Origin of the sequence: Dyella acidisoli (assembly GCF_030160295.1) — a bacterium.
Classification (GTDB): domain Bacteria; phylum Pseudomonadota; class Gammaproteobacteria; order Xanthomonadales; family Rhodanobacteraceae; genus Dyella_B; species Dyella_B acidisoli.
On the sequence record NZ_BSOB01000008.1, the window covers coordinates 70,823 to 94,160 of the forward strand.

The 23,338-nt window shown below is 61.0% G+C and carries 20 protein-coding genes; 12 read left to right on the plus strand and 8 right to left on the minus strand.

Annotated elements, in window-relative coordinates; genetic code table 11:
* Positions 1-84 precede the first annotated feature (84 nt).
* Positions 85-936, minus strand: coding sequence for a polyamine aminopropyltransferase (speE, locus tag QQJ86_RS04690; RefSeq protein WP_284319759.1), 852 nt, complete (start codon positions 934-936; stop codon positions 85-87).
* A gap of 285 nt (positions 937-1,221) precedes the next feature.
* On the opposite strand from speE, the gene speA reads away from it, so the two are divergent.
* The 5 genes from speA (at position 1,222) to QQJ86_RS04715 (ending at position 6,923) form a co-directional block, all read left to right on the plus strand.
* Positions 1,222-3,111: an arginine decarboxylase gene (speA, locus tag QQJ86_RS04695; RefSeq protein WP_284319760.1), complete on the plus strand. Its 1,890-nt coding sequence runs from the start codon at positions 1,222-1,224 to the stop codon at positions 3,109-3,111.
* A gap of 99 nt (positions 3,112-3,210) precedes the next feature.
* Positions 3,211-3,996 carry a 3-hydroxybutyrate dehydrogenase gene (locus tag QQJ86_RS04700; protein WP_284319761.1) on the plus strand — a complete coding sequence of 262 codons (786 nt, stop codon included), beginning with the start codon at positions 3,211-3,213 and terminating at the stop codon, positions 3,994-3,996.
* 92 nt (positions 3,997-4,088) lie between these two features.
* Entirely contained in the window at positions 4,089-4,880 is a 792-nt protein-coding gene (locus QQJ86_RS04705) for an acetoacetate decarboxylase (RefSeq protein ID WP_284319762.1), read from the plus strand.
* The gene (locus QQJ86_RS04710; protein WP_284319763.1) at positions 4,849-6,060 is read left to right on the plus strand and encodes a DUF3734 domain-containing protein; all 1,212 of its coding nucleotides are present in this window, start codon (positions 4,849-4,851) and stop codon (positions 6,058-6,060) included. Before QQJ86_RS04705 ends, QQJ86_RS04710 begins: the two co-directional genes overlap by 32 nt.
* The gene (locus QQJ86_RS04715) at positions 6,057-6,923 is read left to right on the plus strand and encodes an NAD(P)-dependent oxidoreductase (protein WP_284319764.1); all 867 of its coding nucleotides are present in this window, start codon (positions 6,057-6,059) and stop codon (positions 6,921-6,923) included. Before QQJ86_RS04710 ends, QQJ86_RS04715 begins: the two co-directional genes overlap by 4 nt.
* 319 nt (positions 6,924-7,242) lie before the next feature.
* Here the strand turns inward: QQJ86_RS04715 and QQJ86_RS04720 are convergent, their stop codons facing one another.
* The 3 genes from QQJ86_RS04720 to radC all read right to left on the minus strand — a co-directional run bounded on the left by QQJ86_RS04720 (position 7,243) and on the right by radC (position 10,876).
* The gene (locus QQJ86_RS04720) at positions 7,243-7,953 is read right to left on the minus strand and encodes an SPOR domain-containing protein (protein WP_284319765.1); all 711 of its coding nucleotides are present in this window, start codon (positions 7,951-7,953) and stop codon (positions 7,243-7,245) included.
* Complete coding sequence (gene argS / locus QQJ86_RS04725) at positions 7,954-9,645, minus strand: arginine--tRNA ligase (protein ID WP_284319781.1); 1,692 nt, start codon at positions 9,643-9,645, stop codon at positions 7,954-7,956.
* 559 nt (positions 9,646-10,204) lie between these two features.
* Complete coding sequence (radC, locus tag QQJ86_RS04730) at positions 10,205-10,876, minus strand: RadC family protein (protein ID WP_284319766.1); 672 nt, start codon at positions 10,874-10,876, stop codon at positions 10,205-10,207.
* 99 nt (positions 10,877-10,975) lie between these two features.
* Here radC and coaBC point away from each other — a divergent pair, with 99 nt between their 5' ends.
* From coaBC to QQJ86_RS04745, 3 genes are read left to right on the plus strand one after another with little or no spacing between them, the layout of a single operon-like run.
* A complete protein-coding gene (gene coaBC / locus QQJ86_RS04735; RefSeq protein ID WP_284319767.1) occupies positions 10,976-12,181 on the plus strand; it encodes a bifunctional phosphopantothenoylcysteine decarboxylase/phosphopantothenate--cysteine ligase CoaBC in 1,206 nt (401 codons plus the stop codon).
* A complete protein-coding gene (gene dut, locus QQJ86_RS04740; protein ID WP_284319768.1) occupies positions 12,178-12,633 on the plus strand; it encodes a dUTP diphosphatase in 456 nt (151 codons plus the stop codon). Before coaBC ends, dut begins: the two co-directional genes overlap by 4 nt.
* Before the next feature lie 19 nt (positions 12,634-12,652).
* Complete coding sequence (locus QQJ86_RS04745) at positions 12,653-14,983, plus strand: phosphomannomutase/phosphoglucomutase (RefSeq protein ID WP_284319769.1); 2,331 nt, start codon at positions 12,653-12,655, stop codon at positions 14,981-14,983.
* A gap of 57 nt (positions 14,984-15,040) precedes the next feature.
* Here the strand turns inward: QQJ86_RS04745 and QQJ86_RS04750 are convergent, their stop codons facing one another.
* Both QQJ86_RS04750 and pyrE read right to left on the minus strand, forming a co-directional pair.
* Entirely contained in the window at positions 15,041-15,694 is a 654-nt protein-coding gene (locus QQJ86_RS04750) for a DUF4124 domain-containing protein (protein WP_284319770.1), read from the minus strand.
* Between the two features lie 96 nt (positions 15,695-15,790).
* The gene (gene pyrE / locus QQJ86_RS04755) at positions 15,791-16,438 is read right to left on the minus strand and encodes an orotate phosphoribosyltransferase (RefSeq protein WP_284319771.1); all 648 of its coding nucleotides are present in this window, start codon (positions 16,436-16,438) and stop codon (positions 15,791-15,793) included.
* A 96-nt stretch (positions 16,439-16,534) separates the two neighbouring features.
* Between pyrE and QQJ86_RS04760 the strand changes: the two genes are divergently transcribed.
* The 3 genes from QQJ86_RS04760 (at position 16,535) to QQJ86_RS04770 (ending at position 19,025) form a co-directional block, all read left to right on the plus strand.
* Complete coding sequence (locus QQJ86_RS04760) at positions 16,535-17,305, plus strand: exodeoxyribonuclease III (RefSeq protein ID WP_284319772.1); 771 nt, start codon at positions 16,535-16,537, stop codon at positions 17,303-17,305.
* Complete coding sequence (locus QQJ86_RS04765; protein ID WP_284319773.1) at positions 17,295-18,593, plus strand: AmpG family muropeptide MFS transporter; 1,299 nt, start codon at positions 17,295-17,297, stop codon at positions 18,591-18,593. The genes QQJ86_RS04760 and QQJ86_RS04765 overlap by 11 nt, the downstream gene beginning before the upstream one ends.
* 129 nt (positions 18,594-18,722) lie before the next feature.
* Positions 18,723-19,025 carry a hypothetical protein gene (locus QQJ86_RS04770; protein ID WP_284319774.1) on the plus strand — a complete coding sequence of 101 codons (303 nt, stop codon included), beginning with the start codon at positions 18,723-18,725 and terminating at the stop codon, positions 19,023-19,025.
* Here the strand turns inward: QQJ86_RS04770 and QQJ86_RS04775 are convergent, their stop codons facing one another.
* Complete coding sequence (locus QQJ86_RS04775; RefSeq protein WP_284319775.1) at positions 19,026-20,165, minus strand: anhydro-N-acetylmuramic acid kinase; 1,140 nt, start codon at positions 20,163-20,165, stop codon at positions 19,026-19,028.
* A complete protein-coding gene (locus tag QQJ86_RS04780) occupies positions 20,158-21,609 on the minus strand; it encodes an OapA family protein (RefSeq protein WP_284319776.1) in 1,452 nt (483 codons plus the stop codon). Before QQJ86_RS04780 ends, QQJ86_RS04775 begins: the two co-directional genes overlap by 8 nt.
* Positions 21,610-21,826: 217 nt before the next feature.
* Between QQJ86_RS04780 and tyrS the strand changes: the two genes are divergently transcribed.
* Positions 21,827-23,038, plus strand: coding sequence for a tyrosine--tRNA ligase (tyrS, locus tag QQJ86_RS04785; protein WP_284319777.1), 1,212 nt, complete (start codon positions 21,827-21,829; stop codon positions 23,036-23,038).
* Positions 23,039-23,338: the final 300 nt, after the last annotated feature.

Below are 23,338 nucleotides of genomic sequence, written 5' to 3' on the forward strand. Positions count from 1 at the left end.
CGCCCGGTGAGTTGGGGTGCAAACCCCAACGTCGCCACGTATTTCGGAATCCCCAAGTTGGGGCCTGCACCCCAACTTACAGAATCACTCGCCCAGCGCTTCGCGCATGAATTCCGGCAACGCCAGCGCGCCCTTGTGCACTTCGGCGTTGTAGTAACGCGTGCTGAAGTTCTTGCTGAGTGCACCGCGCTCGCGGAAGCCGGCCAGGTCGCCGCCCTTGCGCGCCATGGTGCAGCTCCACCAGCCGGTGGGATAGCACGGCTGCGGGAAGGGCAGGGTTTTTACTGCGCTGAAGCCAGCCGTGCGCATGGCGGCACGCATCGACTTGATCAGTTCCAGATGCGCCAGTGGCGATTCGCTCTGTTGCACGAGGATGCCGCCGTGACGCAGCGCCTTGTAGCAACTGGTGTAGAAGGCCGCGTTGAAAAGGCCTTCGGCCGGACCGACCGGATCGGTGGAATCGACGATGATCAGATCCAGCGACTCCGGCTCCGCTTCGGCCATGTACTTGATGCCGTCGATGAAGAGCAGTTCCGCGCGCGGATCGTTGTTGGATTCGCACAGCTCCGGAAAGTACTGCTCAGCCAGGCGCGTAACGCGCTCGTCGATTTCTACCTGTGCTGCGTGTTCCACTTCTTCATGCTTCAGCACTTCGCGCAGCGTGCCGCAATCGCCGCCGCCGATGATCACCACGCGCTTGGCACGCGCATGCGTGAACAGCGCCGGGTGGGTCATCATCTCGTGATAGAGAAAGTTGTCGCGGCTGGTGAGCATCACGCAGCCATCGATCACCATCAGGTTGCCCCAGTCGGTGGTCTGGTAGATCTCGATGGTCTGGAATGGTGTTTTCTCGGCATGCAGCGGCTTTTCAAGGCGATAACCGATGGAGGAACCGGAAGCCTGGTGTGCTTCGGTGAACCAGCTGGGCTGCGACATGACGAGAGAATCCTGGGAGACGTGGTTAAAGAAATGCAATTGTAGCGGTAACGGTTGGCGTCGTGCCGCAGTAACTCCCTCTTCCCAAAGGGGAGAGAGAGCAAAGACCTGCACTGACCTCAAATTGTCGCAGCCGCCCGTTACAATAAGCGTTCGGCCGTCTGCGTGGCGGCCGTCAGGCTCTCCCGGCCCCGCGGCGTGCGAGGCTTCCGGCCGGCGGGCTTAGTGTTCGTCAAGGCTCCGCCGCTGCGACGACGACATCCCCCTACAAGGAGATACCGTCACATGGCGAATGCCTGGAACATCGATGCCGCCCGTCACACCTATGCTGTCCCTTATTGGGGCGACGGCTACGTCGACATCAATGACACCGGTCACATCGTGATCCGTCCGCATGGCCCGAGCGGCCCCGGCTTTTCTCTTCCTGACATCGTCGAGCGCGCTCGCGCCGAAGGTTTGCGCCTGCCTTTGCTTGTGCGTTTTCCGGACATCCTGGCCGACCGCCTCGCGCGCTTGCAGGGTGCATTTGCCAAGGCGATTGGCGAGTGGAACTACGCAGGTAGCTATACGGCCGTCTATCCGATCAAGGTGAATCAGCAGCGTGGCGTGGTCGCCGAGCTGGTCGCGGCCGGCGCGCATGGCTTCGGTCTGGAAGCCGGTTCCAAGCCCGAGTTGATGGCCGTGCTGGCGATGGCGCGGCCGGGTTCCATTGTGATCTGCAACGGTTACAAGGATCGCGAATACATTCGTCTCGCCTTGATCGGGCGCAAGCTCGGTCTGCGCATCCACATCGTGATCGAAAAGCCGTCCGAGCTCGATCACGTGATCACCGAAGCAAAAGCGTTGAATGTCGAGCCGCTGCTCGGTGTGCGTGTGCGCCTGGCCTCGATCGGCGCCGGCAAATGGCAGAACACCGGTGGTGACAAGGGCAAGTTCGGCCTCTCGCCCGCGCAAATACTGAACCTGGTGAAGCGTCTGGAGCAGGCCGGCTTGAAGCACACGCTGAAGCTGCAGCATTTCCATATGGGCTCGCAGATTTCCAATGTGCGCGACATCGCCAACGGCATGCGTGAGGCCACGCGCTATTTCGTGGAACTCAGGCGCATGGGCGTGCCGCTCGACATCGTCGACGTCGGCGGTGGCTTGGGCGTGGATTACGAAGGCTCGCGTTCGCGCAGTCATAACTCCATCAATTATTCGATCGAGCAGTACGCCGCCACGATCGTGCAATCGTTGGCCGAAGCCGTGGACGCGGAAGGCTTGCAGGCGCCGCACATCATCACCGAAGCAGGGCGCGCGATGACCGCGCATCACGCTGTGATGGTGGTGAACGTCAGCGAAGTCGAAACCGTGCCGGTCGGCAGCCTGCCACCTGCCGATGGTGACGAGCCTTCTGTGCTGCGCCATCTGCGCGAAGTGCATGACGAACTGGATACGCGTCCTCCATTGGAGTTGTTCCACGAGGCGCAACATCATCTGCAGGAAGGCCAGACGTTATATGCGCTGGGCCAGTTGTCGCTGGCAGCGCGCGCGCGGCTGGATGAACTTTATTACGCCATCGTCAACGCTGTGCGCGCACGCCTGTTGCCAGCTGAGCGTTCGCATCGCCAGGCGATGGACGAACTGGACGAAAAACTGGTCGACAAATACTTCGTCAATTTCTCCGTGTTCGAATCGATCCCGGACGTGTGGGCGATCGATCAGATTTTCCCCATCGCTCCCATTGCGCGTTTGCACGAACAACCCTCGCGCCGCGGTGTGCTGGTCGATCTCACCTGCGATTCGGACGGCCGTATCGACAACTATGTCGATGCCGAGGGCGTGGATGTAAGCCTGCCACTGCACGCATTGAAGGATGGCGAGCCCTATCGCTTGGGCATCTTCATGGTCGGCGCCTATCAGGAAACCTTGGGCGATATCCACAATCTGTTCGGCGACACCGATGCGGTGAACGTGCGCGTGGATGGCGGCAGCTATGTGTTTGCGCACAAGCGCCGTGGCGATACCACCGATCTGATGCTGGACTATGTCGGCTACGACCTCGAGGCGCTGCGCCACAGCTATCGCGAACGGATTGCGGCGGCGGGTATCGATGGCGAGCAAGCAGAAAGCCTATTTGTAACATTGAATGAAGGTCTCACCGGCTATACCTACCTCTCCGAGGGCGTGCGTTAGCGACCTGGCCATAGGGATGTTTCGGCAGGCTGTCGAAACATCCTGCGGCGATCCGATGTGCTGCCCCCGCTTTTTTTTATCCATCCGAAGGAGTGGCACATGGTAAGTCTCGACGGCAAAGTTGCATTGATCACAGGTGCCGCTAGCGGCCTGGGCAAGGCTATCGCCGAGCTTTATGCGAAGAACGGCGCGGCGGTAGCGATCGCCGACATCAATCAGCAGGCGGCGGATGCCGCAGCGGCAGAGATCAAGGCAGCCGGCGGAAAAGCCATCGGCATTGCCATGGACGTCACCAACGAAGACGCGGTGAACGCTGGCACGGACAAGACCGTGGAAGCGTTCGGCAGTCTGGATGTGCTTATTTCCAACGCGGGCGTGCAGATCATCAATCCGATCGACCAGTTCGCCTTCGCCGATTGGAAGAAGATGCTGGCGATCCATCTTGATGGCGGCTTCCTTACTACGAAGGCCGCGCTCAAGCACATGTACAAGGACAACCGAGGCGGCACCGTCATCTATATGGGTTCGGTGCACTCGCACGAAGCGTCCAAGCTGAAGTCCGCCTATGTCACGGCGAAGCACGGGCTGCTTGGCCTCGCTCGCACGCTGGCGAAAGAAGGCGCGGCGCATAACGTGCGCTCGCATGTGATCTGCCCCGGTTTCGTGCGCACGCCGCTGGTGGAAAAGCAGATTCCCGAGCAGGCCAAGGAATTGGGCATCAGCGAAGCAGAAGTGATCAAGAACGTGATGTTGAAGGACACGGTGGATGGTGTGTTCACCACCGTCGAAGACATCGCGGAAACCGCGCTGTTCCTGGCCGCGTTCCCGAGTGCGGCGCTGACCGGTCAGAGTTTAGTGGTGAGCCACGGTTGGTACATGCAATAACCACATCCACCCCCTCCCCTGCACGCAGGGGAGGGGGTGGATGGCAGTGAGTTGAAGCTCAACGCACATCAGAATTTTCAAAGGACATGTCAATGAAAATTGCCGACGTCAAAGCGAATGCCTTCGCCATGCCACTGACCAGCCCTGCGTTTCCCAAGGGGCCATACCGCTTCGTCAATCGTGAATTCCTGGTCATCACCTATCGCACCGATATGGATGCGCTGCGCGCCGTGGTGCCGGAACCGCTGGAAGTCACCGAGCCCGTGGTGAAGTACGAATTCATCCGCATGCCCGATTCCACCGGCTTCGGTGACTACACTGAGTCGGGACAGGTGATACCGGTGAGTTTCCGCGGCGAGCGCGGCGGCTACGTGCATGCGATGTATCTCAACGATCATCCGCCGATTGCTGGCGGTCGCGAGTTGTGGGGGTTTCCGAAAAAACTGGCCACACCCATCCTGGAAACGGAAATCGACACGCTGGTCGGCACGCTCGATTACGGCAAGGTGCGCGTAGCCAAGGCCACCATGGGATTCAAGCATCGCCCCGCGGACGAGAATGCGATCCTGAAAGGTTTGGCAGCACCCAATTTTCTGTTGAAGATCATTCCGCATGTGGATGGCACGCCGCGCATCTGCGAGCTGGTGCGCTACTACACGACCAACGTCACGTTGAAAGGCGCATGGAGTGGCCCGGCATCGCTGGAACTGCATCCGCATGCATTAGCGCCGGTCGCCGATCTGCCCGTGCTCAAGGTGGAATCGGCCGTGCATTACATCACCGATCTCACGCTCGACCTGGGCAGCGTGGTTTACGACTATCTCACTGAAGAAGAACACACAGGAAAGACTTATGGACGCCAAGAAGACCTCGTCCAAGGCTGAGACTGTCCCCCATCATCCGGCGCAGGACGCATACAAAGTCACCGCGCTGGTATTGCAGGGTGGCGGAGCACTGGGCGCGTATCAGGCAGGTGTCTATCAGGCGCTGGCCGAATCCGGCTTGCATCCGAACTGGATCGCCGGCATTTCGATCGGCGCCTTGAACGCGGCCATCATCGCCGGCAATGCACCGGAACATCGGGTCGAACGTCTGACGGAATTCTGGGAGACCATCTGCAAGTCGGCGTTATGGCCTACTGCAACGGGCTTCCCATGGATGGAAAGCATGAGCGTGCCATCGGTGCTTCGCGAGGGCGTCAGTATGTTTTCCGCGTGGCGCGCGATCACCGAAGGACAGCAGGGCTTTTTCCAGCCGCGCATGCCGCCACCGGTACTGCAATGGCACGGTACGCCCGCCACCTCAAGCTGGTACGACACGGCACCTTTGCGTGAAACGTTGGAGCGCCTGGCTGATTTCGATCGCATCAATCACCCAAGCTGCGTGCGCGTATCGGTTGGCGCGGTGAATGTGCGCACCGGTAACTTTGCTTACTTCGACAATCGCCATGACACGCTGCGGCCGGAGCACTTCATGGCTTCGGGTGCACTGCCGCCAGGCTTTCCCGCGGTAGAGATCGACGGTGAGTACTACTGGGATGGTGGCATGGTGTCCAACACGCCGCTGTACAAAGTGCTGACGGAACGGCCGCATCGCGACGCACTGATCTTCCAGGTCGATCTATGGAGTGCGGTCGGCGCGTTGCCGCGCGACATGGGCAGCGTGGCCGAGCGCTCGAAAGACATTCAGTATTCCAGCCGCACGCGTCTGGTTACCGAATACATGCACCAGAGCCGCGAGCAGCAGCGCTTGCTGCATCAGCTAATGGACTTGGTGCCGGAAGACAAGCGCGATAATCCAGCCTTCCGTCGCGCAGAGCGTTACGCCAATGGTGCGCTGACCAACCTCATCCATCTGATCTACCGTGACAAACCGTACGAAGGTCATTACAAGGATTACGAGTTCAGCGCAGCAACGATGCACGAGCACTGGCAGAGCGGGCTGACCGATATGCGTCATACTTTGAGCCATCCGCAGTGGCTCGAGCCGCCCACGCCGGACAACCCGTTCGTCACGCACGACGTGCATCGTGCGCTCAACTTCAATAATCAGGACCACGCATGACTTTGAAGGCAGCTTTCATCGGCCTTGGTGCCATGGGCGAACCCATGGCAGGACATCTGAAGCAACATGGTTTGCTGCATGCGGTAGCCAACCGCACGCATGCGAAAGCAGAAGCGCTGGCGGCTATGCTGGGTGTCGCTGCACCGGCAACGTTGGCCGAGCTTGCTGCGCAATGCGATGTGATTGCGCTGTGCGTAACGGCCGATGCAGATGTGCTGAATACAGTGGATGTGCTCGCGCCGCACATGAAGCCCGGCACGATCGTGATCGATCATTCCACCGTCGCACCTGATACCGCCAAACAGGCGGCTGCGCGTCTTGCTGCGGTCGGCGCGCATTTTCTGGATGCGCCGGTTTCCGGTGGCGTGGAAGGGGCGAAGAACGGCAAGCTCTCGATCATGGTGGGTGGTGATGCCGCTGTGCTGGAACGTGCGCGGCCGATGCTCGAAGCGTATGCGTTGCGCATTACGCATCTCGGCGATGTGGGTGCGGGGCAGGCTACCAAGGCGGTGAACCAGGTGCTGGTGGCTGGCATCGCACAGGCGGTTTGCGAAGGCCTCGCGCTGGGCGAGGCATTGGGCCTCGACCCGGAGCGACTGATTCCCACGCTGGGCGCCGGTGCTGCCGGAAACTGGTTCCTGGAAAAGCGTGGTGCGACGATGTTGAAGGGGCAGTTCAGTGTTGGCTTCAAGCTGGCGTTGCTGCACAAGGATCTGAGCATTGTGCGGGGTATCGCTGAGAAGGCGGGTACGTCGCGCGTGGTCATCGAGCAATCATTGGCGGACTATGCCGAGCTGATGCGGCAAGGGTATGGCGATGACGATATTTCTGGATTGGTCCGGTTGAAGCGGAGCCATCAGTAGTTCGTTTTTCAAAGCGTCAATCGAAGCTCACGTCATTCAGGCCTTCGCCCACTGTTGTCCGGGAAAGTTTGCAGCGCGCACCCCACTCCCGGAGGGAGAGGGGCTCACTCAGTGAGTTTTCGAGTCGCCTCACATCAAGAAGTGTCACTCAGCCCAATGGGCCGTTGTGCTTCCGCTGATCGCAGAAATTTTTTCCGGACAGCAATGGGCCTTCGCCGGAATGACGGTGGGGCAAGAAGACGGTTCTGGCGAAACTCCGAAAACAACAAGGGCGCCGATAGGCGCCCTTGTCTGTTATGAAGCGCGCACTGCTCGTTCGTCAGCCGCCGGCCTTCAACGCAATCGCCGAAATCCCCGCTGACGACAACCTTTGCTTGGTCGATTCCAAGTCGGTCGCCGAATGGAATGGCCCCAGGCGCACGCGGTGATACGTCTGCCCACCGACGTTCACCGACTGTACGTTGGCGACGAAGCCTTGCAGCGCCAGCTTGGCCTTCAGCGTTTCCGCATCGGCGGCGCTCGGGAACGCGCCTACCTGCAGCAGATAACCGCTTGGGCCAGACGCAGGCGGTGGTGCCACCGCCGAAGGAGGTGCCGCAGTGATGTTCTGCGTGACGGCCGGCGGCGCGTTGGGCGGCAGCTTGGGCGTAACAGGTGCGGTGGGCTGTTGCACCTGCTGCTGCTTCTGCTGGGCCAGTTGCTGCTGTTGTTCCGCCTTGGCTTGCGCGCTGATTTCCGAATCCGGGATGCGCACTTCCTTCTCCGACAGCACGGAGTAGAAGTCGTACTGCGGTTTCTTGGGTGCGGTGTTGGTGGCGGCCGGGGTCAGGCCTTCGTCGCTGCCTGGTTGTGCCGTGGCTTCCGGGTTGGGTTGCGGGCCTTTGGGTGTCATCGGCACCAGCGAATGGCGCATCAGGACCACTACGACCAGGGCGCCGATCAGAATGCCGACGAGAATGCCGGCCCAGGCCGGGAACCCGCCGCTGCTGTTGCGAACGGCCTGCCGGCCTTTGCCCTTGCGTGCTGCCATTTACATCTTCTCCGGGGCGCTGAGACCCAGTAAATCCAAACCGTTGCGTATCACTTGGCGAGTGGCAACGGCGAGCGTAATGCGCGCATTGCGCAACTCGGCGTCGTCCACAATCCACTTATGCTCGTGATAGTAGCTGTGAAGCGCGCCGGCGAGTTCGCGCAGATATTGCGCGATCAGGTGCGGTTCCAGATTGTTGGCGGCAGCCTCCACCACTTCCGGGTAGCGTGACAGTTCCGTGAGCAGGATCTGCTCGTGCTCCGTATCCAGCCGCTTCATCTGCCCGATGCCTGCCTGCATGTCGACGGGCGGCAGGCCGCGCTCGGCCAGTTCTTCCAGCACGCGGCACACGCGGGCGTGGGCGTATTGGATGTAGTAGACCGGGTTGTCGTTGCTCTGCGAACGGGCGAGGTCGATGTCGAACACGAGTTGCGAGTCGGCTTTGCGCGCGATCAGAAAGTAGCGCGTTGCATCGCGGCCGGCTTCTTCGATCAGGTCGCGCAGCGTGACGTAGCTGCCGGCGCGCTTGGAGATCTTCACCTCTTCGCCGCCGCGCATCACGGTCACCATCTGGTGCAGCACGTATTCCGGCCAACCGTTGGGGATGCCGCAGTCCAGTGCCTGCAGTCCGGCCTTTACGCGAGCGAGGCTGCCGTGGTGATCCGATCCCAGCTCAGTGATCGCACGTTCGTAACCGCGCAGCCATTTGCTACGGTGATAGGCCACGTCCGGCAGGAAATAGGTGTAGGTGCCGTCGGACTTGCGCATCACGCGATCCTTGTCGTCACCAAAATCCGTCGTGCGCAACCACAGGGCGCCACCTTCCTCGTAGGTGTGGCCGTGGGCGACCAGCTCGCGTACGGTTTCTTCCACTTTGCCGTCGGCATACAGCGAGGATTCGAGAAAATACACGTCGAAACCGACGCCGAACGCTTGGAGATCCAGATCCTGTTCCCGGCGCAGATAAGCCACGGCAAAGTGGCGGATTGCGTCGAGGTCGTCGGGGTTCTTTGCACCCACGACGGCATGGCCGTCGGCAAACACCGTTTCGCCTGCCAGGTAGGAACGCGCCACGTCGGCGATGTAATCGCCGCGATAACCGTCTTCCGGCCAGCCCGCGTCGCCCGGCGCAATGCCGCGCGCGCGCGCCTGCGTGGAGATCGCGAGATTGTTGATTTGCACGCCGGCGTCGTTGTAGTAGAACTCGCGCTTGACGTTCCAGCCGGTGGCTTCGAGCAGGCGACTCACGCAGTCGCCAATGGCGGCGGCGCGACCATGCCCCACATGCAGCGGACCGGTCGGATTGGCCGATACGAATTCCACCCCGGCCGTATGTCCGGCGCCGTTGCGATTGCGACCGTATGCATTGCCTTCGGACAGGATGCGACCCGCCTCGGCGTGATAAGCCGTCGGCGCCAGAAAGAAGTTGATGAAACCGGGGCCGGCGATTTCCACCTTGGCCACCAAGGCATTGGCGGGCAGGGCAGCAACCAGCTTTTCAGCCAGATCCCTTGGTTTGGCGCGGGCCGGCTTGGCCAGCAGCATCGCCGTGTTCGCGGCGAAATCGCCATGTTCGCGGCTGCGCGCGCGCTCGATCACAAAGGCGGGCAGGTCGATATCGGCGGGCAGGGCACCATTGCCCTGAAGGGTCCGGATAGCCTGGAGGACCAGTTCGCGCAGCGCTTCTTTCACAGGAGGGGATCGAATCGGGATGGAACCGAGCATCGTAACAGACCGCCGCGCGGGAGCCTTCTTCGCTACCGAACGGCCGTTATCCAAGTGCTTGCGCGGCTGCTGCACCGCAGTGGACGGGGCTGTGGATAAGTCTGTGGGGAAAGTGAAGGTGCCGTATGCAAATGCATGTGAAGGCCCGACGGAAACCTGGTTGTCATGCAATTAATGTTTATATATCAAAGGTTTAAAATGTGAACTTGATGTGCTTTTCGGCGATATGGCCCTAAGTGGCTTTGGAGGCGTTGTGTGCATAAGTCTTGCCAAGATCTGTCAGGGCAGGTCCATCGGGCGACTTTGACGCCATGTCGCCCGCGATGTCATACGGTAGTCATGACGCAACGCGACAATAGCTGGGTATCACCGGCGTCTCCCCCGTCCGGCTCGATACGGGACTGCCGCATCCCTTCATACCCTCCCCTCATGCGGCTCCCGGCGCGCACCTCTTGGTCGCGCCGTTTTTTTGCGCCGAAATCGTAGGGCGCGTTGTTTTGAGGCGGTGCTCTTTCCTCCAGTCCCGTCAAAGTAAGCCGCGTGCAGCCATGGATACCGGCGCTTCGCGGCCGATCACCAAGTGATCCAGTACCCGTACGCCGATCAGTCGCAGTGCCTGCCCCAGTTCGCGGGTGATGGCCTGGTCAGCTGAGCTGGGTTCCGCCACGCCACTTGGGTGGTTATGGGCAAAAATCACGGCGGCGGCGTTGTGCTTCAGGCAGGCGCGCACTACCTCGCGCGGATGCACGCTGGCGCCGTCCACTGTGCCGCGGAACAATTCCTCGAAGGCCAGTACGCGATGGCGGTTATCCAGGAAAAGGCAGGCGAATACCTCGTAGGGCAAGTGCCGCAAACGAGCGCTTAAGTAGTCACCGCTATCGCGCGGATTGCGCAGTGATGGTTGTTCGACGAGCTGTTCGGCCAAGCTGCGGCGTGCCAGCTCCAGTGCGGCGGCGATGCGCGCGCGCTTGGCCGGCCCAAGGCCGCTGGCGCGGATGTCCCCGTCCTGACGGGCGAGCAAGGCGTTCAAACCGCCGGCTTGCATGAGCAGTTCGCGCCCCAGCGTGATGGCGTCCTTGCCACGCACGCCGCTGCCGAGCAGCACGGCCAGCAACTCCGCGTCGGAGAGGGCGGCACTGCCATGCGCCAATAATTTTTCGCGAGGTCGTTCGCTTTCGGGCCATTGTCGGATACTCATGTGACCAGCATCCCGTTCGAGGCGCTCTCCGGACAGCGGTTGGTCTATGTGAATCCGGTAAGCTAGCCGTCTATTCATACGTCGGACCCCGCTTACGCTATGACCCTTGCTGAACGCCGCATCGTGCTCGGAGTGTCAGGTGGCATTGCTGCCTACAAGTCCTGCGAGCTGGTTCGTCGCTTGCGCGATCTCGGTGCCCACGTGCGTGTGGTGATGACCGAGAACGCCGCCCGTTTCGTCACGCCCGTCACATTCCAGGCATTGTCTGGCGAGCCGGTGCGGGTGAGCCTGTGGGATGAGTCCGCCGAAGCGGCGATGGGTCACATCGAACTGGCGCGTTGGGCCGAACGCGTGCTGATCGCTCCGGCCAGTGCCGATCTGATCGCGCGTCTCGCGCACGGCCATGCCAATGATTTGTTGAGCACGCTGTGTCTGGCTACAGCCGCACCGGTGTACATAGCGCCGGCGATGAATCAGCAGATGTGGGCGCATGCGGCCGTGCAAGCGAACGTTGCCACGTTGCGTGCGCGCGGCGTACATATTCTCGGACCTGCTTCCGGTGATCAGGCCTGCGGTGAAATCGGCTCGGGCCGCATGCTGGAGCCGCACGAATTGCGCGCAGCCATGGTTGCTTCGTTCGGGGACCAAGTGCTTCGCGGCAAGAAGGTGGTAGTCAGTGCGGGGCCGACCTACGAAGACATCGATCCCGTACGCTTCATCGGCAACCGCAGTTCTGGACGAATGGGGTTTGCCGTTGCTGAAGCGGCGGCGCAGGCGGGCGCGCAGGTAACGCTGGTAGCGGGCCCAGTCAGTCTGACAACGCCAGCGGGTGTTGTAAGGCGCGTCGACGTGCGTAGCGCGGCTCAGATGCATGCTGCCGTGACGGATGCTGCGCAAAGTGCAGATATCTACATCGGTTCCGCAGCCGTGGGCGATTACCGTCCCAATGCGGTCGCGGCGCACAAGCTGAAGAAACACGATGGTGCTGACCTCACGCTGCAGCTGGCGGAGAATCCGGACATCCTCGCCAGCCTCGCAGCCGCACAGCCGCATCCGTTCCTGGTCGGCTTCGCCGCAGAAACGCAAAACGTGGAAACCTATGCGCGCGACAAACTGCAACGCAAAGGCCTGGACATGATCGCCGCCAATCAGGTGGGCGAAGGTCTCGGCTTCGAAACTGCCGACAACGCCATCACGCTCTACTGGGCAGACGGTTCGCTGGAATTGCCGCGTACCGACAAGGCCGCACTCGCGCGCCAGCTGATCGAATGCATCGCCAGCCGCTACAAGGCGGTGCGCGGATGATCGATGTCGAAGTGAAGATTCTCGACCCGCGCCTGGGCGACAGCATTCCGCTGCCGCAGGCGGCCACCGTCGGCAGCGCCGGCATGGATCTGCGTGCTGCGGTAGCGGAGCCGCTTACGTTGCAACCCGGCGAAAGCGCGCTGGTGCCTAGCGGCATGGCGATCCATATCGGCGATCCAGGCTGGTGTGCGCTGATCGTGCCGCGTTCGGGTCTTGGACATAAGCACGGGCTGGTCATGGGCAATCTGGTCGGCGTGATCGATGCCGATTACCAAGGTCCGCTGATGATCTCGTGCTGGAATCGCGGCACGCAGCCCTACACCATCGCAGTGGGTGAGCGCATCGCGCAACTGCTGCTGGTGCCGGTGGGGCAGGCGCGGCTAACAATCGTCGACGAATTCGTACCTTCGGAGCGTGGCGAAGGCGGGTTCGGATCAACCGGAAAACATTAAGGCATCGGGGAAACGGGGCATGGCAGTGAGCGGCGCACGAGCGCGTTTGCCGGATTTGCAGTGGGATCGGTTGCTGATGCTGGCCGGCGGCACATTGCTGCTGGCGCTGGGCCTGTTCGGGGCTTGGCAGACTTGGCTGATCGCCGATCAAGGCGGTGCCGTGGAGCGCGTGCATGCGGCGCAGGATAAAGCCGTGCAGGTGCTGACCGAAGAAATCACCCGGCAGCACGATATGGTGAACCGGGCCGTAGCAGGTATCGACACGAGCGGTTTGCCGGGTAGTGCGCCGCAAGTGATCGCTACGCTCAAGCAGCGTTTGCCGGAAGCGCAGAACATCGAGCTATACAGCGGTGGCCTGGACGAGGTACTGCATGCCAACTATCGCGAGTTCGGCTATGCGAAAGCTGCGCAGCTGATGTCCGCACCGGATGCCGAAGGTGATCCACCGGTAGAGGCGATGTTGAAGGGTTTGGGTGATCGCCGCCTCACCATCGTTGCGCCGTTGGGTACTTCGCAGAAACCGCAAGCCTGGGCGTGGGTCGAACTGCCGTTTGCACCTGTCGCGGATCGCTTCGACACGGTTGCCGTAAACGGTGGCCGATTACGACTAAACCAGAGCACCGATCGCGGCGACAACCTCGAGCTGTTGGCCAGAGGCAATCCAGGTGCGTTGGATATCGAACCTGTCGGCAAGCAGGTGCCTGACAGCAGCTTCAACGTCGTCGCGGTGCTGCCAGGTGCATACATTCTGCTGCCGCAGTCTTTACCGCTGGCTGCATTGCTCACGCTGGCGGGTGTCGGCGGTGGTATCGGTTTATTTTGGTTAATGACGCGCGCAGGCAAGCCCCATCGTGCACCTACGCTCGAGGAACAGACGTTGTCGGATATCGTGGAAGCTCAGCCCAAGCTCGAACCCGCAAAACCTGTTACGCCGGTGGCCAAACCAGCGCAGGCAGCACCCGCACAGGTCGACGTCGACCCAGCGATTTTCCGTGCCTATGACGTGCGCGGCGTAGTGGGCAAGAGCCTTACGCCTACCGTCGCCAAGCTGCTCGGCCAGTCGATCGGCACGGTGATGCGCGAGAAAGGCTTGCGTGAAATCGTGGTGGGTCGCGACGGCCGTCTTTCCGGGCCGGAATTGGCAAGCTCGCTGGCCGATGGCCTGCGCTTAGCCGGCGTCGATGTGATCGACGTCGGCGCTGTGCCGACGCCGGTGGTCTACTACGCCGCTTATCGCTTCAACACCGGCTGTGGCGTAGCGGTCACTGGCAGCCACAATCCGCCGGACTACAACGGCTTCAAGATCGTGGTCGGCGGCGAGACCTTGTCGGAAGGTGCGATCCAGGATCTTTACCAGCGCATCACCACAGGCGCGCTCGAATCCGACGGTGGCGGCACCTTGCGCCTGGTTGATGTGGTGCCCGATTACATCGAGCGGATCACGGCGGACGTACAGACCGAGCGCCCGCTGAAGATCGTGGTCGATTGCGGCAACGGCATCCCGGGCGCAGTGGCGCCGCACGTGCTGCAAGGCATCGGCTGCGAAGTGATTCCGCTGTATTGCGATGTGGACGGCACGTTCCCCAATCACCATCCCGATCCGTCCGATCCGCATAACCTGGAAGATCTGATTCTTTCGGTGAAGCAGACCGGCGCCGATCTCGGTTTGGCGTTCGATGGCGATGGTGATCGCCTCGGCGTGGTCACGCGCAGCGGCGAGATCATCTTCCCCGATCGCACATTGATGCTGTTTGCGCGCGACGTGCTGTCGCGCCAGCCCGGCGCGACGATCATCTACGACGTCAAATGCACCGGCCACCTCAAAGGCCAGATTCTCGACGCCGGCGGCAGTCCGCTGATGTGGCGCACCGGTCATTCGCTGATCAAGGCGAAGATGCGCGAAACCGGCGCGGAGCTGGCGGGTGAAATGAGCGGCCATTTCTTCTTCCAGGAGCGCTGGTACGGTTTCGACGACGGCATCTATGCCGGTGCGCGTCTGCTGGAAATTATTGCCGGCGACATCGAAGGTCGTACGCCGGAGGAGATTTTTGCCACCTGTCCGAAAGGCGTGTCCACACCGGAACTCAAGGTGGAGATGGCGGAAGGCGAGCACTATCGCTTCATTGAGAAATTCCGCGAAAAGGCGAATTTCGACGAAGCCACACTAGTGACCATCGACGGCGTGCGCGCCGACTGGCCCGATGGATGGGGCCTGGTGCGCCCGTCCAATACGACGCCGATTCTGGTGCTGCGTTTCGATGCGGACAACGAAGAGGCGCTCAAGCGCATCCAGGATACGTTCCGCAAGCAGTTGCTGGCGGTGGATCCGTCGCTGAAGTTGCCGTTCTAAAGAGCTTCTCAGGTTGGGGCTTGCCCCCCAACCTGCGCCTGCGGAATACGCGGCGTATTAATACCCGCGATCGTTCTTCTCTGCAGCCTTCAAATCACGAAAGTGCTGCAGCTCCTGTTCCTGCTGCTGTGCGGTCGCATCGCGGTTCGCCTTCTGTCGTTCGAGCAGGGCGCGCTCATTGGCAACGACGTTGCGCTGTGTGGTGATCTGGTCGGCGAGGAATTTCGGCACCGGCTTCTTCGCGCGTTCTTCGTCCGCGGCGCGGTTGAGCAGGTCGGTGAGAGCGGCGTCCTGGGTGCGCAGGTTCACGCGTGTAGTGCTCATCTGCTGATCGAGATTTTCAAGCACCTGCTGCTGCTCGGATTTGAGCGCGTCTTCGTCAGGATAGGTGTTGATAAGCTGGATGTCTTTGCGTTTCCCTTCCTCGATAGCGCGTTGCTTGGCTGCCGCTTCCTCGGCTTGCTTCTGCGCAGCTGCGCGTTCGGCAGGGGAGAGTTGTTTCTGGACGTGCGTCATCACCATGCCGTTGCTGTTGATGACGTCGTAGCCGTATTTCAGGGCGTCTATCGTGAGGCTGTCGCTGTAATGCGGCAGGCCGCTGGCATCCACCCAACGGTAACGGGTCCCGCCAGGGGTGCTGCTTTGAGCAGTCGCCAGCCCAGCCAGGCCAAGCGACACGATGATGGATGCGCTAAGCGCGAGTCGACGCATAATTCCCCTCCTCGCTCCAGTATACCCAGCGCTTTTGACACGCTGGATGTCTAGAGTGCGCCAACGTGACTGGGTTCACTAGCAGCACAGGACAGATCAGCTGCGTACGCCGTACTGTTCGCGGTAGGCGAGCATGCGCTGGTGTTCCGCCGCCAGGTCGGACCGTTCGCCGGCGTAGGTCAGCACGTCTCTGAAGCTCGTGATAGCGACCACCGGGATGCCGTAGTCGCGTTGTACTTCCTGCGCAGCAGACAGTTCGCCTTGGCCGCGCTCCTGCCGGTCCAGCGCGATCAGCACCCCTGCCGGGGTGGCGCCCTGCGCACGAATCAGGGCGAGCGACTCGCGTACGGCCGTACCGGCGGTCATCACGTCATCCACGATCAGGACTCGGCCGGTAAGCGGCGCGCCTACCAGCACACCGCCTTCGCCGTGGTCTTTCGCTTCCTTGCGGTTGTAGGCCCAGGGCAGGTCGCGACCATGCTGGTCCGCCAGCGCGATGGCCGTGGCGGCTGCCAACGGAATGCCCTTGTAGGCCGGACCGAACAGCATGTCGACCTCCAGGCCCGAATTCACCACGGCCGCTGCGTAGGCGCGACCGAGGCGGGCGAGTGCTGCACCGGAATCGATGCGCCCCATATTGAAAAAATAGGGACTGACGCGACCGGACTTCAGTGTGAATTCGCCGAAGCGCAGCACATTGCGTTGCAGGGTGAGTTCGATGAAGTCGCGCTGGTAATCGTGCATGGGCGTATCGGGCAAGAGGGCAAAGGTGTGCAATGGTAACGCGTCCCTCGCGTGGTGCTCGATTGCTATCATGCCCCGTCCCCACGAGGAAAGCCCATGCGCATTATCAGCCTGAATGCCAACGGCATCCGTTCCGCTGCGACCAAAGGTGTTTTCGATTGGCTGCGCAAGCAGCGCGCTGATGTGGTCTGCTTGCAGGAAACGAAGGCGCAGGAAGACCAGCTGACCGACCCGATGTTTCGTCCCGACGGGCATCATTGCTTCTACCGCGACGCCAGCAGCAAGAAGGGCTATAGCGGTGTGGCGATCTATGCCAAGCGTGAGCCTGACAAGGTGCTCACGCAGTTGGGCTGGGATGAATTCGACAATGAAGGGCGCTACATCGAAGCGCGTTTCGGCAATCTCAGCGTGGTTTCGATCTACGTACCTTCCGGTTCATCCGGGGAGGAACGCCAGCAGTTCAAGTTCAAGGCGATGGACCGGCTCACGCCGATCTTCGATAAGTGGCTTAAGAGCGGTCGCGATTACGTGCTCTGCGGTGACTGGAACATCGTGCGCACGGAGCTGGATATCAAGAACTGGCGCTCGAACCAGAAAAACTCCGGCTGCCTGCCGGAGGAGCGAGCCTGGCTTAACGATCTGATCGACAAGCGCGGCTGGGTGGACAGTTTTCGGGCGATCAAGCCGGAAACGGTGGAATACACCTGGTGGTCCAACCGCGGTCGCGCACGCGAGAACAATGTGGGGTGGCGCATCGACTATCAGATCGTGACGCCGTCGCTGCACAAGCGGCTGAAGCATTGCTCGATCTATCGCGACGAACGCTTCTCCGATCACGCCCCTTACACGGTCGACTATGCCGACTGAAGCAGGCGCGGCGACTGCGCGCAAGCCGTCTATCTGGCGGGCGTTCTCGCAGCCGGCTGCGTGGACGATGTGCATGCTGGGGTTTTCTTCTGGCCTGCCGTTCCTGCTGGTTTCCGTCACCTTGGCGTACTGGCTCAAGGAAAACGGCATCGTGCTGAAAGACATCACGATGATCGCCAGTGCCGGCATGACCTATGCCTTCAAGTTCGTCTGGGCACCATTGCTGGACCATTGGCGTCTGCCGTTGCTTCGACGCCTGGGGCAGAGGCGAGGCTGGCTTCTCCTTGCGCAGTTGGGCGTGTTCGTGGGTTTGTTGGTCATGGCCGCGCTTACGCCGCGCCAACTGCCATTATTCATTGCAGCGACGCTGTGGGCTGCGTTCATGGGGGCAACACAAGACATTGCGATCGATGCCTATCGCATCGAAATCGCACCTCCCTCGGCGCAAGGCGCACTGGTTGCCACGTATTCGTTGGGTTATCGCATCGGCTTACTGATGTCGGGAGCGTTGGCGCTGATTCTGGCCGACCATATTCCGTGGGTCACTGTTTACATCCTGATGGCTGCAGTGATGCTGCTGCCAATCATTACCACGTTGATGATGCCGGAGCCGGACGTGCGCCGGCCGGCTCCGGCATCATGGCTTGAGGCCATGCGCGAAGGGGTGATCGATCCTTTTGCCGACTTCTTCCGTCGCTACGGTTGGGCGGTGGCGGGACTCACCTTGCTGTTTATTCTGCTGTTCAAGGTGCCCGAGCAGGCGCTCGTCGGCGGCTTCATCGGGCCGTTCTATCGCGACATGGGCTTTTCCAAAACGGAAATCGGCGCGATCACCAAGATATATGGAGTGTGGATCGGCATTGCCGGCGCGTTCGCGGGCGGTGCAGCGGTGGCGCGCTGGGGCGCATGGAGGGCACTGGGAGCTTGCATCGTGCTGGGTGCCATCAGCAATCTGTTATACCTGTTGCTGATTGCGCATCAAGGTCACCTGACGATGCTGACCTTGGCGATCTCCGGGCAAAACTTTTTTGAAGGCATGCTGGGGCCGCCCACCGTGGCTTTCCTTTCCTTGCTGGTAAATCGCCAGCACACTGCTACGCAATATGCGCTGCTGAGTTCACTAGTGAACCTGTCCGGCAAGGTACTCGGATTCTTTGCAGGCAGCATCGTCGCGCTGGTCGGTTATGGCGGTTACCTAGTCATCACCGCGTTTTCAGTGCTGCCGGCAATGGTGCTGTTTCTTTGTCTTTGGCGGCGCTTTGATCCGGTCGCTGTCCCCTCAAGCTAAAAGGGAGCTGAAGGCGCTCACACCTCGACTGCGAACTGATCCACGGATCGCCACGATGGTGATTGCGAGCGGCGACGCAGTTGGCGAGGATCAGCACACAGGGCAGCGTGGCAACGGAGCGACCGTCCTATGCCGGATTTGATGATTCGTCACATTGATCGATTGATGGCAGAGCGCATCAAGCTGCTGGCCAAGGCGCGCCAGTGGTCGATCAACGATGTAGTGCTGCAAGCGTTGCGGCAGGGTTTGGGTGTAACCGAAAACAACGGGTCGCTCGCAGAAACGATGCTGGAGCCGTCCGATCTTTCCTTCGCCGGCGGGCATTGGAATGCGAGCGAGCGCGCGGCATTCCAGGAAGCCGTGCAAGCGTTGGCGGTGGCGCGTTCCGAACAACTTGCGCCAAACGCGCAAGTCCACGAGTTGCTGGAATAATCAACGCGCGTCGCGTGGGGCTGGATAAACCGCGCCGAGAACGCGAAAGCCTTTTGCACCCGTAACGGCCGGGAGATTGCCCGGCAAGCCAAGCAGCCGCTGTCGCGCTAGCCATGCGAAGGCTGAAGCTTCCAGGTAATCCGGATCGACGCCGTAAGCAGCCGTGCTGGCAAGTTCGCGCGGTTGTAGCAGTTCCTGCAGGCGCTGCATCAGCACCGGGTTGTGCACCCCGCCGCCGCACAGCAAGACGTCAGTGGCGTCATTGGCATGTGCATCGATCGCCATGGCGATGCTGCGTGAGGTAAGTTCGAGCAAGGTGGCCTGCACGTCTGCAGGAGATATCGACAGCGAATGCAAACGCGCATCTAGCCACGCCAGATGGAAATGTTCGCGTCCGGTGCTCTTGGGGGGCGGTAGTGCGAAATAGGGATCGCGCAACAGCTCCGCTAGCAGGGTTTCATTTACGTGCCCGCTGGCGGCAAAAGCGCCGCCGCGATCAAACGCTTCGCCGCGATGGCGCAAGCACCACGCGTCCATCAGGCCGTTGGCGGGCCCCGTGTCGAAACCGAACACGTCGCCGTGGGTAGAAAGCACGGTGATGTTGGCAATGCCGCCGAGGTTGAGTACCACGCGTGCGTGATCGGGAGCCTGGAGCAGCATGGCATGCACGGCGGGGAGCAAGGGCGCGCCCTGTCCGCCTGCGGCGACATCCGCGCTGCGGAAATCCGCCACGACGTCGATGGCGCAGCGCTCGGCGATCACTGCAGCGTTGCCGATCTGCAGCGTGAAGGGGTGTTCGCCGGTAGGGCGATGCCGGATTGTCTGTCCATGCGATCCAACCGCACGCACGGACGATGCAGGGGTGCTGCTTTGCGCGAGCAGTGCTTCGACGGCGTTGGCAAAAGTGTGGCCGATGGCCACGTCTAGGCGTCCAAAGGTGTCGAGGTCGAGTGTGGTTTCACCCTGTGACACTCGAAGGATCTGAGCGCGCAACGCCTCTGGCCAAGCATGCGTCAAAGCATGCATCAGCCGGGGTTGGTTTTGTTCGAAACGCACCAGCGCGGCATCGATACCATCCGCGCTGGTGCCAGAGATCAGCCCGATGTAGAGCTCCGCGCCGTCATCCACGAGCTCAGTCATCACTACGTGTAGTGGATTTGGCGCGCGCGAGCTTGTAGTTGTTGTCGATTTCCATCAAGCGTGCGAGCTGCGGCTTCACCACGCCGTTCTTGAACTGCACCAGTTGCGCACCCGGCAGTGGCTCGGGTTTGGGCAGGGTGACGGTCTGCGGATTGCGCTGCACACCATTGACGCGGAATTCGTAGTGCAAGTGCGGACCGGTGGCGAGACCGGTCATGCCGACAAATCCGATCACGTCACCCTGGCGCACGCGCTGGCCGACACGCTCATTGGCGAAGCGCGACATATGACCGTAAGCCGTGCTGATCTGGCCATCGTGCTGGATGATCACGAAATTGCCGTAGCCATTCATCCAGCCGCGGAACTTGATCACGCCATCGCCGGCGGCATGAATGGGTGTGCCGGTTGGAGCTGCGTAATCCACACCTTTGTGTGCGCGCATCAGACCCAGGATCGGATGCATGCGCGCTGCGCTGAAGGGTGAGGAGATGCGCGTGAAATCCACCGGAATGCGCAGGAAGGATTTCTGCAACGGACGTCCGTCCTCACTGAACCAGCCGAAGCTGCCATCCGCGCGCTTGAAGCGATAGGCGGTGTAGCGCTCCCCCTGGTTGACGAATTCGGCAGCAACGATATCGCCCTCGCGCAGATAAGCACCATCGCGATACACGGTGTCGTAGACCACGGTGAAGCTGTCGCCCACGCGCAGGTCCTGCACGAAGTCGATGTCGTATTTGAAGAGATCGGCGAGCTTGATCACCATCGCGTTGCTCAGGCCCGCTTTGTTGGCGGCGGCGAACAACGAATCGTCAATCACGCCGTGGGCGATCTGCTCGCGCGTTTCCACCGTGCGTGCGACCGTGCTCATGCCGGGCGTGGCACTGTCGAGACGGATGATCGCGCGGGTGGATTCATCCTTGTCGAAGCGGATGCCCTCGAGGCTGCTGTTGCGGCCGATCAGAAAATCGAATTCCTGGCCGGGGCGGATGTTGTGCAGCGCTGTCTTCGCGTCGCCTGCGTTATCCACGACGCGCTGCAGGTCGGAAAGACTCAGCCCCTGGCTCTGGAAGATGTCCGCCAGCGTCTGCCCGGGACGCACTTGCAAGACGCGCCAATCCTCTACTGCCGGGGCCTTGAGCGTAGGTGCTGCGATTTTCGGCAAGGCGAGCGGCAGCAGCGTATGTTCTATCGGTGGCGTGGCGAGGGGCTTCATCGCCGTGGCCCACGCGGGAATCAGAAAGCCGGAAAGCACCGTGATCAGCAGCGCCGTGGCTGCGAGCATCCAACGTTCGCGATACCAATGAATAGGCGGCTGCTCGCCGCCCGGCTGGCGATTGAATGACCAGTGGGCGCAGTGCTGGTAGAAGTGAGAGTGGCGGCGTTGGGCCTTGCGGCGAATGGCCAGTTTGCGTGCGATGCGCGGATCCTGCTTGCTCTGTGCCATCGCTAGTTAACCTTGTTCTTCTTATGCATCTTCACCACCGCGCCCCCTGCGGTTACAAAGTATCAGCCGACGCGTACCATAACGAGCTTGTGCAAAGTGCGTCAATGCCTTTCGCATCAAGGGTTTGCGCGAGATTTCAGGTTAACGCACAATTAACGCTATTGACGGTGGCCATCACTTTTTTGGCTGCCTAGACAACTACACGAACGAGGACAACATGAACGAGCTTGAGCAGGCGCTGGCCACCATTGCGCGCGGCGTCGACGAGATCATCAAGCAGGAAGAACTGGCCGAACGCCTCAAGCTCGGGCGGCCGCTGCGCATCAAGGCTGGCTTCGATCCCACTGCGCCGGACCTGCATCTGGGCCATACCGTGTTGCTCAACAAGATGCGTCAGTTTCAGGATCTTGGGCACACGGTGATCTTTCTGATCGGCGACTTCACCGGCATGATCGGCGATCCCACCGGCAAGAACGTCACGCGCAAGCCGCTTACCCGCGAAGATGTGCTGGCGAATGCCGAGACCTACGCCGAGCAGGTTTACAAGGTCCTCGACCGTGAAAAGACCGAGTTGCGCTTCAACTCCGAGTGGTTCGGCAAGATGACCGCGGCCGATATGATCAAGCTGGCGGCACAACATACCGTTGCCCGCATGCTTGAGCGCGATGATTTCGCCAAGCGCTACGCCTCACAGCAGCCGATTGCCATCCATGAATTCCTCTATCCGCTGGTGCAGGGTTACGACTCGGTGGCGTTGAGGTGCGACGTGGAGCTCGGTGGCACCGATCAAAAGTTCAACCTATTGATGGGCCGCGCGCTGCAGGAACATCACGGCCAACCGCCGCAGATCGTGCTGACTATGCCGTTGCTCGAAGGGCTGGACGGCGTCAACAAGATGTCCAAGTCGTTGGGCAACTACATCGGGATTAATGAGCCGGCCATCGATATCGTCACCAAGACATTGAAGATTGGTGATGAATTGATGTGGCGCTGGTTCGAACTGCTCAGCTTCGAAACCTCGCTGGACGACATCGCTCGCATGAAGCGGGAAGTGGCGAGCGGCGTGTTGAATCCGCGTGATGCCAAGCTCAAGCTGGCTCGCGAACTGGCGACACGTTTCCACAATGCCGCCGCTGCTGAGCAGGCGATTGCAGGCTGGCATGCAGTGGTGCGTGGTGAAGGCGACACCAGCTTGTTGCCGCTCACCGAAATTGCGGTGCCAGCAGAAGGCTTGCGTTTGCCGGCGCTGCTGACGGCTGCCGGTCTTACGCCAAGTAACGCCGAGGCGAACCGTAAGCTCAAGGAGCGCGCGGTGCGCATCGATGCGGAAGTCGTCGAAGATGCGCAGCGTGTGTTTGCGCCGGGCTTTGAGGGTGTTCTGCAGATTGGCAAGCGCAATTTCGCACGCGTATTGCTCACGCATGCATGAGTTGCGGGCGCGCGCGTGACGTAAACGCGCGCCGAAACAATGCAAGAAAATTTTTTTGCAGAAATCGCTTGCCAGATCGGTAGGCACTCCCTAATATTCGCCACCCCGCCGACGCACCTCTCGCGAACGGCAACTTCCCGAAGCAAAAAAGCAGTCGCTGAGGGTGTTGACGGACAACGGATTGGATGTATAGTGAGCGGCTCACCCGGGACGAAATGCTTCGGGGCGATCTTCAAGAGAAGGTTGCAAGTGATTGATCTTTGACAGTGTGCGCAGGTGACTTGTGTGGGCGCCTTGCGG